General features: G+C 53.0%; 13 protein-coding genes. All 13 read left to right on the top strand.

The features are described 5' to 3' along the window. The first annotated feature begins 19 nt into the window (after positions 1–19). Genes PHO67_02470 through PHO67_02410 form a run of 13 tightly spaced genes read left to right on the top strand, consistent with a single transcriptional unit; the run spans position 20 to position 14,513 of the window. Complete coding sequence (locus PHO67_02470) at positions 20–832, top strand: methyltransferase domain-containing protein (protein ID MDD5546013.1); 813 nt, start codon at positions 20–22, stop codon at positions 830–832. A 4-nt stretch (positions 833–836) separates the two neighbouring features. Continuing rightward, complete coding sequence (locus PHO67_02465; protein ID MDD5546012.1) at positions 837–2,207, top strand: DegT/DnrJ/EryC1/StrS family aminotransferase; 1,371 nt, start codon at positions 837–839, stop codon at positions 2,205–2,207. After that, complete coding sequence (locus PHO67_02460) at positions 2,201–2,935, top strand: acylneuraminate cytidylyltransferase family protein (GenBank protein ID MDD5546011.1); 735 nt, start codon at positions 2,201–2,203, stop codon at positions 2,933–2,935. Before PHO67_02465 ends, PHO67_02460 begins: the two co-directional genes overlap by 7 nt. After that, on the top strand, positions 2,928–3,113 hold the full coding sequence (locus PHO67_02455) for a hypothetical protein (protein ID MDD5546010.1): 186 nt from the start codon (positions 2,928–2,930) through the stop codon (positions 3,111–3,113). Before PHO67_02460 ends, PHO67_02455 begins: the two co-directional genes overlap by 8 nt. Further along, a complete protein-coding gene (locus PHO67_02450) occupies positions 3,097–4,101 on the top strand; it encodes a DUF115 domain-containing protein (protein ID MDD5546009.1) in 1,005 nt (334 codons plus the stop codon). Before PHO67_02455 ends, PHO67_02450 begins: the two co-directional genes overlap by 17 nt. Positions 4,102–4,103: 2 nt before the next feature. After that, on the top strand, positions 4,104–5,549 hold the full coding sequence (locus PHO67_02445) for a radical SAM protein (GenBank protein MDD5546008.1): 1,446 nt from the start codon (positions 4,104–4,106) through the stop codon (positions 5,547–5,549). Continuing rightward, entirely contained in the window at positions 5,546–8,146 is a 2,601-nt protein-coding gene (locus tag PHO67_02440) for an NTP transferase domain-containing protein (GenBank protein ID MDD5546007.1), read from the top strand. The genes PHO67_02445 and PHO67_02440 overlap by 4 nt, the downstream gene beginning before the upstream one ends. Next, complete coding sequence (locus PHO67_02435) at positions 8,143–9,009, top strand: SPASM domain-containing protein (GenBank protein ID MDD5546006.1); 867 nt, start codon at positions 8,143–8,145, stop codon at positions 9,007–9,009. Before PHO67_02440 ends, PHO67_02435 begins: the two co-directional genes overlap by 4 nt. Beyond that, positions 9,002–10,141: a DegT/DnrJ/EryC1/StrS family aminotransferase gene (locus PHO67_02430; protein MDD5546005.1), complete on the top strand. Its 1,140-nt coding sequence runs from the start codon at positions 9,002–9,004 to the stop codon at positions 10,139–10,141. Before PHO67_02435 ends, PHO67_02430 begins: the two co-directional genes overlap by 8 nt. A gap of 1 nt (position 10,142) precedes the next feature. Continuing rightward, positions 10,143–11,468, top strand: a complete 1,326-nt coding sequence (locus tag PHO67_02425) for a UDP binding domain-containing protein (GenBank protein ID MDD5546004.1) — start codon at positions 10,143–10,145, stop codon at positions 11,466–11,468. A gap of 3 nt (positions 11,469–11,471) precedes the next feature. Next, positions 11,472–13,160 (top strand): asparagine synthase (glutamine-hydrolyzing), encoded by a 1,689-nt coding sequence (gene asnB, locus PHO67_02420; protein MDD5546003.1) that lies wholly within the window; start codon positions 11,472–11,474, stop codon positions 13,158–13,160. After that, positions 13,157–13,774, top strand: coding sequence for an imidazole glycerol phosphate synthase subunit HisH (gene hisH, locus PHO67_02415; GenBank protein ID MDD5546002.1), 618 nt, complete (start codon positions 13,157–13,159; stop codon positions 13,772–13,774). Before asnB ends, hisH begins: the two co-directional genes overlap by 4 nt. Continuing rightward, positions 13,767–14,513 (top strand): imidazole glycerol phosphate synthase cyclase subunit, encoded by a 747-nt coding sequence (locus tag PHO67_02410; protein ID MDD5546001.1) that lies wholly within the window; start codon positions 13,767–13,769, stop codon positions 14,511–14,513. The genes hisH and PHO67_02410 overlap by 8 nt, the downstream gene beginning before the upstream one ends. Positions 14,514–14,516 lie beyond the last annotated feature (3 nt).

Here is a 14,516-nt window from a genome sequence, read left to right as displayed (position 1 = left end):
CCATCACCGGAGCGCCGCGTTGTATAAAAAGGACCAGGGACTGCGCGACGGGCAGAAAAGGGATATCAGGATATGCGATGAATGCGGCACCTTATATCCCTATCCGCGCGCAGACGGGAATGAATGCGGGGAATATCTTTCGCGCGCTGGGGAGACCGGGGCGGATATCTGTTGCGCGGACCCAAGAAAGCAGAGACCGGACCTGGCGGCCGTCCTTATCGGGAAGACAGTCAGGGACAAAGGCGCCGCGCTTGATATAGGTACTTTTACCGGCGGGTTTTGCCATGTATTGGAAGGACTCGGCTTCGACGCGTACGGGCTGGAGCCGCAGGAAAAGGCGGCCGAATGCGCGCGGGAACAGGGTCTGAAAGTATATACGGGCAGTTTCCCGGACGATATCCCCGGGGAATTGATGCGGAGAAAATATTCTTTGATCTCGGTATTGGAAAGCTGCTACTATTTCACCGACCTGAGAGAGAGCCTGGAAAAAATAAACGGTATGCTGGAAAAGGACGGATTTTTGGCCATTAAATGCCATCAGGGCAAGTCGCGCTACTATAATAAATATTCGTGTTTTGAGCGTTACGGGGATTACGTACAGGGGATCCCCACGGCGGATTCTTTAAGATATTGCCTGGGAAAGACGGGTTTCCGGGTCGTCAAGGTCATGGGGATCAACAGCGCGGACCTGTTGCCTTACGGCCTGGGGCTGATACCCGCCTTAACCGGGTTCGTATCCAGGATATATAATTGGTTATTTTTGCGGCTTACGTCACTGGACATCCGCAAAGCCGACAGGCTGGTCATAATCGCCAGGAAGGCAGGTCAATAAGGTCATGTCTTGTTTAGCGTTAACCGGCGGCAAGCCCGTGCGCAAGAAGCCATTCCATAATTCCGTGGTGATCGACGGGGACGAATGGCGTTATGTCAGGGAGGTGATGAAGAATAAAGAGCTCTCCCGTTTCATGGGCAGCCCGACCCGGGACATAGGGAAGCTGCTTGTCATGCCGTCAAAAGACGCGCTCAATTACCGGGGCCAGTATTTTTCTTTCCTAGGGGGTAAGATGGTCAGGAGGTTCGAGGCCGATTTCGCCGGGAAACTCAAGGTCAAGTATGCCGTCTCCGTCAACTCCGCCACTTCAGGCCTTTCTACCGCGTTAGGGGCCGCCGGGATCGGGCCCGGGGATGAGGTCATTACCACGTGCCTGTCTTTCAATGCCACAGCCTTGAGCATCCTTATGTTTAATTCCATACCGGTATTTGTAGATGTGGACCCGAAAAACTTTTGCCTTGATCCCAGGTGTGTCGAGAAGGCGGTAACTAAAAGGACAAAAGCGATCCTGGCGGTGCACCTATTGGGGAACCCGGCCGATATGGACGCCATTTTGCGCATTGCCAGGAAGCACCGCCTGGCGATCATCGAGGATTGCGCCCAGGCGCCCGGGACAAAATATAAGAACAGGTTTGTCGGGACTATCGGCGATCTCGGCGTTTTCAGTTTCCAGGAGACGAAAAATATCACGACCGGCGAGGGAGGGATGGTAATAACAAATGATCCCGGGCTGGCCAGGAAGGCGCGCCTTATACGCAACCACGGCGAATCGGTGCCGGATATCTCTTGGGACGAAGGGTCATTGAGCAATATTGTCGGGATGAATTTCAGGATGACGGAATTAACCGCAGCCGTGGGGATAGCCCAGCTTAAAAAATTGGACAGGAACAACTCCGAAAGGTTGCGTAATTACCGCTCCTTGAGCAAGGGATTAAAAGGCCTGCCGGGCTTGAGCGCCGTAGAGCTTCAGGAGGGGGTGATACCCCATGTCTTCCCCCTGATCTATGACAAGGCAAAGACCGGCGTAGAAAGGGCCAAGGTGTTGGCGGCCCTGAAAGCCGAGGGGATACCTGCGGGATCCGGATATTTAAAGACCATGTATGATAATCCTATTTTCCTGAGGAAGATCGCCTTCGGTAAGGGCCATTGCCCATGGTCATGCCATTTGTACAAGGCCAAAAGGGAATACAAGAGAGGCGATTGTCCCGTTGCGGAAGACCTGATAAAAGAAAAATTCATATGGTTCTATCATATCAACCGCCCTAACGGGAGGGATGACATGAGGGATGTGGTCGCCGCGTTCAAGAAGATTTTCGGTAATTTAGCGGAATTAAGGGGAAGATCCGTAAAAACAGACCTGGGGTACAAATGGTAAAAAAAGACAACGGGCTTAACATTATCGGGGTGATCCACGCGCGCGGAGGGTCGAAGAGGATACCGCTAAAGAACATCGCGCTTTTAGGAGGAAAGCCTTTAGTCTCCTATATGATCAGGGCCGCCTTGGGAAGTAACTGCCTTAGGAGGGTGATCGTCTCCACCGACCACCCGGAGATCAAGAAGATAGCCTTGGAATGCGGCGCTGAAGCGCCTTTCGTGAGGCCTCAAAACCTTGCGGAAGATTGTCCTTCGGAGTGGGTCACAAAGCATGCCGTTGAATTCGTGGAATCGCAGGAATCTAAAAAAATAGATATTGCGGTGACCATGCAGCCGACCACGCCGTTTTGCCGCGCTTGCGACATAGATGCCTGCGTCGACCTGCTGCTCAAGGATGAGGGGATGATGTCGGCATTTACGTCGAGACAGGTGAAAGAAAGGCCGGAGTGGATGTTCGGGGTCAAGGACGGGGGCCGCGCCGAGCTCCTACTGGGAGGAAAGATGGAAGGGGAAAGAGGCGTCTTCCAGTCCCTGCCAAAACTAGTTATCCCTAACGGCGCTGCTTACGCTACAAGGAGGCAGGCCCTTTTCGAGGAAGGGGTCATTATCTCGAAAAATACCGGGGCGCATGTGATGTCAGATCTTTCATCGGTCGATATCGATGAGCCTATCGACCTGATATTCGCCGAGTTCTTGCTTGATAAAAAGGAGGTCGTTATCGATGAATAACAGGTTCTTGAGCGGGAATTATAAGATAAAAACCAAAAAATCTAAGAGCGGCAAAAAACCTGCCCGCAGCCATACCGGTATTTTCGAGGAGAAGGCGACGGAAAAGCTCGGGGGGAGCATAGCATTTGTGATGAAATCGAACAAGTTCATCTGGGACGCGGATGAAAAAGCTAAATAAGAAAGAATTGGAACTGATCTCCATGGCCACTTTAAGGAAGACCGGGGAGATCGGCCTTAAGCACGCGAAGTTAAACTCCGCGTATATAAAACAGACCATCAGGGATATCGGTCCCGTCCCTCCAAAACCGGCGCTGGTCATCTCTGCCGGCCCGAGCCTGCATAGCAGGAGATCGCTGAAGGCCATTAAGGAGAGCAATTTTAAAGGGCACATCGTGGCCGTGGACGGGACGCTGGGGCACTGTTTGCGTAACGGCATCGTCCCGGATTATGTCATTACGGTGGACCCGCATCCGCACCGTATCATCCGCTGGTTCGGGGATACGCACCTCTCCAAGAGGCCCGATGATGACTACTTCAGGAGGCAGGACCTCGATCCGGCGCTGAACAAGGACGAGATCGAGCGTAACGATGAAATGATACGTCTGGTAAACCTCCACGGACCCGGGATAAAAGTGATCATCTCGACCAGCGTGAGCCCGGAGATCACCAGGCGCTGCCTTGAAGCCGGAATGCAGCTTTACTGGTGGAACCCGCTTTACGACGATTTTGACGATCCCGGAAGCTATTCGAGGAAGATACATAAGATAACCAAGACGCCTTGTATGGTCACGGGAGGCAACTGCGGCACGTCGGCGTGGGTATTTTCGCACGCCGTATTGGCAAGCCCCGAGGTGGTCGTGGTGGGCATGGACCTCTCGTATCCTCCCGGCACTACCGTAGATAAAACGCAGTATTACGACGTGCTTAAAGAGTTATTCCCGGGAGAGCCGGAGCGCGGATTGATAAAGGTGCATAACCCTCACCTTAAACAATCCTGTTTTACCGATCCCGCCTATTATTGGTATACGCAAAGTTTCCTGGAGATGGCGAAAGTGGCGAATTGCAGGACGTACAATTGCACCGAAGGCGGCATCCTGTTCGGCAAGGGCGTAATATTTTCCGGCTTGTCCGAGGTCTTAAATATGTTCGCAAAGAGAAAGTCCTGAAAATGGCCAAGGTCCTGTTCATTAATCCTGTAATACGCGAAAGCGGAAAGCCCGCACATGTTCCTTACGGGCTGGCCCAGCTGGCGGCATTGGCTATGCGCGAAGGGCACAAGGTCCAGGTCTTTGATGCCAATGCCTGGAGGCCGTCGGATAAAGAGATCTACGCGGTATTGCGGGCGGATAGGTGGGACGTGGTTGCCACCGGGGGACTGGTCACGACTTACGGCTTTATCAAGAAAACCGTTTCTATCGCGCGTAAGGCGGCTAAAAACTCCCTTATCGTCGCCGGAGGGGGATTCATCACCCCGATACCGCATGAGGTCATGGGATTCCTTCCGGAGGTGGACATAGGTATCGTCGGGGAGGCGTATATTACGCTGATGGAGATACTGAAGTCGGTCGACGCGGGAGAGGACGATTGGTCGCGGGTAAAAGGGATAATCTATCGCAGCCCGGACGGCGACCTGGTATTGAACCGCGAGAGGGAGCTTTTGGAGGACGTCGATTCCCTGCCGTTCCCGGCATGGGATATTTTTCCTTTAGATATCTATTTCCAGAACAGCAGCCTGCTTTTGAGCGAAGAATCGATGCTTGCCAAACGCCATATCGGTGTCATGGCGAGTTACGGCTGCCCGTTCAGGTGCAAATACTGTTTTCATTTAGGGTTGAGTGGTGAGCTGTCTACCGTTGAGTCGAACGGCAGGCGCGATGTCTTAATAACCGGCCGCCGTAAGGTAAGGCACCACAGCCCGGAATACGTCGTCGACCTGGTAAGATCGGCCAAAAAAAGGTTCGGGATAGACTTCGTCTCATTTTATGATGAAAATTTTGTCGCGTTGTGCAGGAACAAAGACTGGTTCGATGAGTTTTCGCGGAGATGGCTTAAATCCTGCCGCGGCATACACTGGGGCGCTACCGCGCATGCCGCGATGGTAAACGAAAATATCCTCAGGAAACTTAAGGGCCTCGGCTGCTCCCACCTTGATTACGGGTTAGAGTCTTTTTCGGACGAGGTCCTTTTGTCCGCCGGCAAAGGTTCAAACAGCAGGATAAACTCAAGGGCGGTTACGATGACTATGGATGCGGGGATACGGCCCATCCCGAACCAGATCATAGGTTTCCCGGATGAATCCTTTGAAAGCATCAAGGCTGACGTCCTTGCCTGGAAAAAATTAGGGATACGGTCGAATCCTTTTTTTGCGACGCCGTACCCGGGATCGGAATGGTATTACTCGTATAAAGACCTGATACTTAAACAATATGGCGGGGACCTGCAGCTTTTCCTGCTGAGCCTGGGCGACGCCAAGGATATCACCTGCAATATCTCAAAAAATTTCAATACGGTCGAACTGCTTGGATTGCGGGAGTTGATGGTCAAGGGCGACTTGAAACGCATCGAGGATTATGAAGAGACGTATTTAAAAACGAGGGGCCGGACCGCGAGATGACCGCAGGCAGCGCAACAGCACAAAAAAAAGGTCCCAAGACCTTGTGGCTGGAAAAATTGGGCGCCCCGGATGTGGTCGCGGCAGGCTTATCGCGGCCTTTTTCCGGCCGCGTAATATATTACGGAGATCGTTCGGTCTCCGCCCCGGCCCGCTTTATCCTTGCTTTGGCAGAACGGTTCAGGGTCGGCCTTAACGTATTTCCCGTCAGCCTGTCCCTGGAAAAGGAAAGCCCGGACGGAGAGACGCTTGCATATGAGGTGAACGAGGATATGCTCCTGTGCGGCGACAGGGCCGTTAAAACCTATGCCGACGGCAGGCCTTTAAGGTTGAAGAACGCGATCAAGTGTTATATATCGGAGTCCTTGCGCGGCAAAATAGTATTTGCGGTCATTGCCAGGTCGAAAGCAGCGCTTATGAGGGATAAAGACCATATCTTAAGATTTGAACGGCATCCTATGAACGAAATGCTGCGCCGCCTTTACGAAGAAAGAGGTTTTGCAATCAAGGAATCCGGCGGGATGTTTGAGTATGCGCAGCGCGCCAGGACGATATTAAGCCTGGTAAAGAGCGCAGTGAAGGCAAGAGTAATGCCTGTCGCTCCCAGGTCCAATATTACCGATATAAGGCCGTCGGTCTGGATAGAATACGACCAAAAAAGTGCCATCGATCTAGCATTCTGGAAAAATAACGTGGATAAATCGCTTTTCGGCATCGTTTATTACCTGGACAGGGGAGATACCCCTGTCAATGATGAAATAACCGGGGAGATAGAGGAGAGGGGCGAGTTGTGGGCCGACGCGCATTTGGGGGCGGTAGCGTCGGATATAGGCACCCCTGCGATAGCCGCGCTTATAAAAGACCTGGTAAAGCCGGATGGCCGGCCGTTTTGGTTGAGAATGTTCGATTTTGAATATGCTTTTTGGAATGCGTGCTATGCGGCGTATTTTAATAAATTTAAGGTGAAGATACTTATCCAACACCAGGACACGTCCTGGAAACAGGAAGCGCAGGCGGCGGCCATGGGATCGGCAGGGGGCATAATGCTCGGGTTCCACTGGTCCAATTATCCGTTCCGGATGACCCCGTCGCACCTTTTCCCGTACAACGTATTTTTTGAATGGGGCAGGATATTCGACGATTTCCTTCCCGTGAAGGAGGGGGTATGTGATTATTGGCTTCCTTCCGGGATGTGGATATGCAGAGATGCAGCCGATCCGGGCGGGATAACGGGCCGGCTGAAAGACCTCGAATTCACATTTGCCGTATTCGACTCAAGCGCCGCGCATAATGTCCATCAAACGCCTTTGTCGCTTTCGCGCTTCTACCTGCTTCTCCTGGGCCTTCTTGAAAAGAACCCGTCATGGGGAGCGGTCGTGAAGAGCAAGAACGGCGATATCGACAGCCTCTCGGCTCTGCCCGGCGGTAAAGATATAGTGCGCAGATTCCGGTCGCTCATGGGAACGGACAGGGTCTTTTTCCTGGATAACCGGTTATCCCCTGCGACTGCCGCGGCACTTACCGATTTGTCGGTCTGTTTCGGCCTGAATTCCGCGGGCATCGTAGCGGGGGCGCACGGGAACAGGGTGCTGCATTGGGATTGTTCCGGGTGGACGAAGCACCCGTTTTACGGCGATCCCGGCCAGAAGTTCATTTTCAAGACGCTTGACGGAATGGAAGATGCCATCATCCGGGCGAGCAAAGGCGACAGTTCGATCGGGGATTTCTCTAAATGGCGGCGGCTGTTCAACCATTTCGGCGACTTCAATGCGGATAAAAGGCTGGGAAGATTTATACAGGATGTGATGGAGATGAGCCTCAAGACGGGCAATTCGCGGGAAATACTGGACTTCGCGGCGAAGAGATATATAGATAAAAACGGGATAGGGGATGATAAAGGCCGGTCGAGCGCGATAATCATCCAGGCCAGGATGAGCTCCAGCCGGTTCCCGGGCAAGGTAATGTCCCTCCTGGGGGGGGTGCCCCTGGTTGAATACGTATACAGGCGCTGCAAAACCTGCGCGGTAGACAATGTGCTCGTCGCCACTTCGGAAGATACCTCCGATGATACCGTCTATGACCATTGCAGGTCCGGTAAAATACCCGTCTTCAGGGGCAGCCTGGACAATGTCTTAGAAAGGTACATACGGGCAGCCGGATCGGTGAACGCCGGATACGTCGTCCGCGTGTGCGCGGATACCCCTTTCGTGGATACCGCTTTAGTCAATACGCTGCTGAAGGCGCTCATCGCAGAAAAACTGGATTATGCTTCATTGGAGCGCAGCACATGCGCGTCCGGTTTCTATTCGGAGGCGGTAACCGCGGAAGCCCTGGAGAAGGCGGCGATGAGGACCAGGGAAAAAGAAGACCTGGAGCACGTGACAAAATACATAACGTCGCATCCGCAGGAATTTTCGGCAAAATTCATCGACGCCGGGCTCAACCCGGAATTTTTGCATGGGATAAGGTTGACTATCGACCAACCCGGCGACCTGAAAAGGGCTAACGCTATCGTGAGCGAATTGGTCGACCCGCTCGCCTTCACTTCAAAAGAGGTGCTGGAAACCGTAAGGAACAAAACGATCGGGCTTATGGCATGAAGAAATATGATGCGGGGGATTTCCCCCGGAGGATAGAGATCGAGTTGGCGGCTTCGTGCAACCTGCGCTGCTCCTATTGCCCGCGCAGGTACGTGGACGACCTCCGCGGTTTCATGGACCTCTCATTCTTTAAAAGGCTGATCGATGAGATATCAGCGTATCCGGATACGATCCTCGTGCTCCACAGGCGCGGGGAGAGCTTGTTGCACCCGGATTTCATCGAGATATGCGGGTATGTGAAGGGTAAATTCAAGGAAGTCCAGATGGCGACCAACGCGACGCTCTTAGACGGGCCGAAGTCAAAGGCGGTCATCGAGGCGATAAATTTTATCTCATTCAGCCTCGATATCCCGGAAGTATACAACAAGACGCGCGCGCCGGCGAAATACGACAAGGTCGAGGCCGCAATACTGCAGTTCTTAAAAATGAATAAAGGCCGCGTTAAAACCCAGGTCTCAATGGTAAAAACACCGGAGACGCCGCCCCGGAACGCGGAGATCTTCAAAAACATATGGAATGGCAAGGTAGACCGCATACGTATATATGAGGAACATTCCCGTAACGGCACGTTCGGCTCCCTTGGCGTGAAGAGGAGCGGGCGTGTGGGGTGCGTGATGCCGTTCTATGAGATGCTTATATTTTTTGACGGTAAAGTGGGAAGATGCAACCACGATTGGAACAGTTCGCCGCTGGGGGACGCCAATACCTCGCCCATCAAAGCGATATGGAATTGCCGGTCTTATAAGGACCTGCGGAGGCAGCACGAAACGATGGAATTGATCGATGAAGTGTGTAAAGGATGCGATTCCTGGTATCCGGAGATCGGCAACCAGGGAACAGGGGAGACCGTACAAAATGCGTAATGAATTTTTGCCGCTGGCAAAGCCGTTTATGGGGACCGAAGAGATCGAGGCGGTGGCCGAAGTCATCCGGAGCGGGTATTTGACTACCGGGCCGCGTGTGACGGAATTTGAAAATGCCGTGACGGGATATCTCGGAGGCCAGGCCAATGCCGTAGCCCTGAATTCCTGCACGGCGGGCCTCTACCTGGCCTTATTGGCCTGCGGTATCGGTAAAGGGGATGAGGTGATAGTCCCGACATGGACATTTGCCGCTACGGGCCACGTGGTCTTATGGACCGGAGCAACACCCGTATTATGCGATGTCTATGAGTCATCCCTTAATATCGACGTCGAAAAGATGAAGTCCCTTATCAATCCGCGGACCAAGGCAATCATGCCGGTCCATTTTGCGGGCTATCCGTGCGAGATGGATGCGATACTTTCCGCGGCCAAAGAGCATGGCCTGACGGTCATAGAGGATGCCGCGCACGCCATCGGCACGCAATATAAAGGCAGGAAGATCGGCAGCTTCGGGGATGTCTCCGTCTTCAGTTTCTACGCTACCAAGAACCTGGCATGCGGCGAAGGGGGCATGGCGGTTTCCCGGGACAAGAAAATGATAGAGAAGATGCGGAAATTAAGTTATTTTGGCATCAACAAGGAAGCCTTCAACCGTTATTCCCAAAAAGGCAATTGGTTCTACGAGATAGAGGAGATCGGCTATAAATATAACATGGACAGCATCCATGCCGCCATAGGCCTTGAGCAGTTTAAAAAACTGGACCGGATGAACGAGAGGCGGAGGCGCATCGCATCGCTCTACCGGGCCGGCCTTGATCCGCGCGCCCGTTTTTCCGAGGACAAGCCGGAACACTACCACATTTACCACCTCTTTACCATGCGCATCGGCAAGGATATCATCCCCAGGGACGAATTCATTAAGCAGCTCAGGGCGCGCAATATCGGCACGAGCGTGCATTTTATCCCGCTGCATAAGCATCCTTTCTATAAGGATCTCATCCATTCGGACTTTCCCGCGGCGGACCGCGCTTACGAGGAGATAGTATCCATACCTATGTATCCCGGAATGTCTGATCCGGACGTTGATTACGTGATCGAGACCATTAACGATGTCCTTAAGAGCGGAGGGTAAGATGATATTCGAAAATATCATGAAGAACAAGACGGTTTCCGTCTGGGGCCTTGGCTATCTGGGATACACCACGATATTCAAGCTGCAGACGAGCGGGTTCAAGGTCAAGGTCTATGACCTGAATGCCGGGCAGCTTAAGGCCTTCACGGGGGGCAGGTATCCCGACAACAACCAAAAGGCGACCTGGTCGCTTAACGGGTTCCTGCCGAAACTGGATTATCCGTCCATCCAGGTGGCGAAGAGCGCGGAGGAGATGTTCAAAGATTCCCGCCTGCATATCATCGCGATGCCGGAGAGCCGCAAGAACACGGGGAAGGACACCATTGCGTCCAGGATGGCGGTGATCTTCGCCCGCAATATAAAAAAGAGCGGTACGGTCCCCCTGGTGATATTCGAATCGGCTTTCATCCCCGGGAACATCCAGAAGAACTTCATAGACAAGCTCCGTAAGGAGAGGATAACTGTATCAAAGGATTATCATGTGGGGGTCTTTTTCCGGACAGACTGGAGCGTGGAGGCATTTATCGGTAAAAAGGACAAGATGCCCGTTGCGGGGTGCTGCCCGAAGGGTTCGGAGGCGATACGCAGGCTCCTTGAACATCTCGGCCTGCCCGTAATAATGCTCGACAGCATAAAAGATGCCGAGATCTACGCAAATTCCATGAACGTCATCCAGGCGATGGCCATAGATTTCCTGCGCCAGCTCGCGATGGGGTATCCGTTCGTGAATATGAAGAAGATGTCGAAAGCCCTTTTCGGCAATATCTCGCTCGCCGATTGCGAATTGAACATCGGCACCGGCGGGGAAAAGATGACGTTCTCGACAGACTATCTCATAGAAGGCAGCGACAAGCCGGGGAACCTTACCCTGCTTAAGGAGTTCCAGGATATAGGCATTTCGTCAGTGCTCAGTTATGCGGACTATATCATCCGGCACGGTTATAAGAGCGTGGAGATACTGGGCATAACTTATAAAGGCAACCAGAAAGACCTGACCCTTTCCCCATCGGTTACGTTGGCGGACTATCTCATAAAAAACGGGTTGAAGGTCTCCATATGCGACCCGTACTGCACCGGGGATGAGATACGCAGGTACATAAAAGGCGTCACGGTGAGATCGTTCCCGTCCAAGGTATTCTCCGCGGATGTCGTGGTGGTCGCCTCCGACCACAACCAGTACAAATGCATAGCCCCGCAAAAGGTGAGGAATGCCAAAAAGAAAGTGAAGCTGATCATCGATAATTACGGGATATGGGAACACCTCCGTTTTGGGGATCCCATACGTTACCACCAGGTGGGAGACGGGTCGCTGGACCTTTCAAAATAGACTATGTGCGGAATAGCCGGCTACATATCGAACAACCCCGAACATGACCCGCGGCAGATCGTGCATGATATGCTGAAGGAGATCAGCCACCGCGGCCCGGACCAGTCCGGGATCTATTCCCGTAAGGGCCTGGCGCTGGGGATGGTGAGGCTGAGCATCATCGACAAGGAAAGGCACGATATACCCTATGAGGCGCCGGACGGCTCGGCTGTCATCGTATATAACGGCGAGATCTATAACCACGAAGATATACGGCGTTCATACCGCGGAGAGTATGAGTTCAAGACCCAATCGGATGCGGAGACTGTGCTTTGCCATTACCTGAAACAAAAAACTTCTTCGTTCCGTGATTATAACGGTATGTATGCGTTCGCTATCTATGACGGCCGGGATAAAGAGATGTATATCGTCCGGGACAGGGCGGGAGAAAAACCGTTGTATTATGTACGCAGCGGTGATTTTTTCGCTTTTGCGAGCGAGATCAAAGCGCTGCTTAAACTGGTGAAGCCCATCTACAACCGCGAGTGCCTTTCGTATGAGGCGTTCGAGTTCAACACCGGCGAGAAGACCCTGTTCAAAGACATCTACTGCTTGATGCCTGGCGACTACCTGAAGATCGACAGGGCGCTTAACGTGACGAAACACTCATATTGGAAGATATGGGACAACCTGACGGAGATGCCGGATGACCTTAAGAAGATAGAGTCGCGGTTGACAGACCTTCTTGTCGATTCCATACTTTTGAGGACGAAGAATTGCGTGCACCGTTTCGGGACATTCGTGAGCGGCGGCGTGGACAGCGCGCTGATCGCCTGCATTGCCAAGCCGGATTACATCTACACGTGCCATTATCCCATAGCCAAGGACTATGACGAATTGCATTATGCCCAGCTTGTCGCGAAAAAGATCAAGAAGAGGCTGGTGGTGGTCAGGCCCACGCAGGAGGATTTCCGCCGAACGAACCGAAAGATCGTATACCATCTTGATACGCCGTGCACCTGGACCAGCTTCAGCCTCTGGATGCTCCTTGAGCGCGCCAGCAGGGATATAAAGGTCGTCCTTTCCGGGGACGGGGCGGATGAGATATTTTCCGGGTATCACCGCTACCACCTTTTGAACCACGATGAGAGCATAAAGCAGCTGGAGGCCCTCAGACAGTATTCTTACCTCATAGACCGTTATTACGGTTCCACGGTGGAGAGGTACGCCAGGATCGTGAACCGCTGTGAGAACAAATATAACCAGGAAGTCGTGAAGTACCTTGAGGAGACGATAGGGGATTTCTTCGGGAGGATAAATAACGACCATATCCACGCCATGGGGCTCGCGGATTTCTATACGAGCATGCAAGAGCTCCTGCAGTTCGCCGACAGGATCAACATGGCTTTTCATGTCGAGAACCGCGCGCCGTTTTTGGACTACCGGCTTATCCAGTTCGCATTCAGCATGCCGTCCAAGTATAAGATCAAGGATGGTGTCACCAAATGGATACTGAAGAGGGTAGCGAAGAAGTTCATCCCGGCCGAAATAGCAGCGCGTGTCGATAAAAGGGGTTTCAGCGCGCCGGTGAACCGCTGGTTCGGATGGGGAAAGAACGGCAAGTATGACAGGAGCGAATACAGGAAGCATGTCTTCAACGAATGGGTCAAGGTCTTCAATGTCGAGACCGTGCCTCCGGCAGGTCCCCGATGATAGCCATCGTCGATTACGGCCTGGGCAACCTCCGTTCGGTCGCAGGCGCGGTCAGGAAACTGAATTATGAGCCTCTTATCACCGCCGATCCCGCCGGGCTGGAAAAGTGCGAAAAGATCATAATACCCGGAGTCGGCGCGTTCGGGGACGGCATCGGGAACCTGCGCCGGTTGGGGCTCGCAGATGCGCTTGACAGGATGGTCCTTAGGGAACATAAACCCGTCCTTGGTATATGCCTGGGGTCGCAACTGATGGCAAAAGAGAGTTTTGAATTCGGCCACCATAAAGGCCTCGGATGGATCGATGCGTCGGTGGTAAAGATAGATGCGCCGGGCGTCCGGATCCCCCATGTCGGGTGGAACGGCCTTATCCAGCGGAAGGCGAACATGCTTTTCGACGGGATCCCGCAGGACGCACTTTTTTATTATGTGCACAGTTATCATATCCGGTGCGCCAATCCGGATGATGTCATCGGAGAATGCGAATATGGAAACCGGTTCGCCGCCGTACTTAACCGCGGAAACATATACGCGACACAATTCCATCCGGAGAAGAGCCAGCTCCACGGGTTAAAGATGCTTGAGAATTTTTTGGCCGGGGCCCGGCATGCTTAAGAACAGGCTGATAACCGTCCTGACGTTCAATAACGGGGTCCTTTTCCGGACTAAAGATTTCTGCCCGGATTACCGTTATACCCTGAATTTCGTAGATTCCTGGTCGGTCGATGAGATCGTCGTCCTGGACGTGACCCGTCCAGGCACCGGAGAGAGGAAGAATTTTTATGATGTCGTGGGCCGCTTCGCCGAAAAATGCTTTGTCCCTCTTGCGGCCGGAGGCGGGGTAAGGTGCATTGAGGACTTTAAGACGCTGCTTGGTTTGGGTGCGGATAAAGTGGTCATCAATACTGCGGCGGTGGAACGGCCGGAGTTCATCAGCGAGGCTGCAAAGCTGTACGGCTCGCAATGCGTCGTCCTCTCCATCGACGCGAAGAAAGACGAACGGGGTAAATACGAAGTTTTCACGGATTTTGGCAGGAAGAAATCCGGGCTGGACCCGGCGGAATGGGCAAAAAGGGCCGAAGGCCTCGGCGCGGGAGAGATATTTATATCTTCCATAGATAAGGACGGTTCTTTGGAAGGATACGATAACGGGCTTAACAGGATGGTCGCCGATGAGGTAGGGATACCGGTCCTCGTATGCGGAGGCGCGGGGAAATGGCAGGATTTTGTGGACGGCTTTAAGGACGGCCACGCGTCGGCTGTCTGCACCACGAATATATACCATTTTACGGAAACGAGCATAAAGAGCGCGAAAAATTTCCTGAAGGACTCGGGTATCGATGTCAGGACATAAACG

The sequence above is a fragment of the Candidatus Omnitrophota bacterium genome (assembly GCA_028716565.1).
Taxonomy (GTDB): Bacteria; Omnitrophota; Gorgyraeia; order Pluralincolimonadales; family Pluralincolimonadaceae; genus Pluralincolimonas.
Note: the sequence above shows the minus strand (reverse complement) of the source record. Positions and strands in the feature narration are given on the sequence as shown.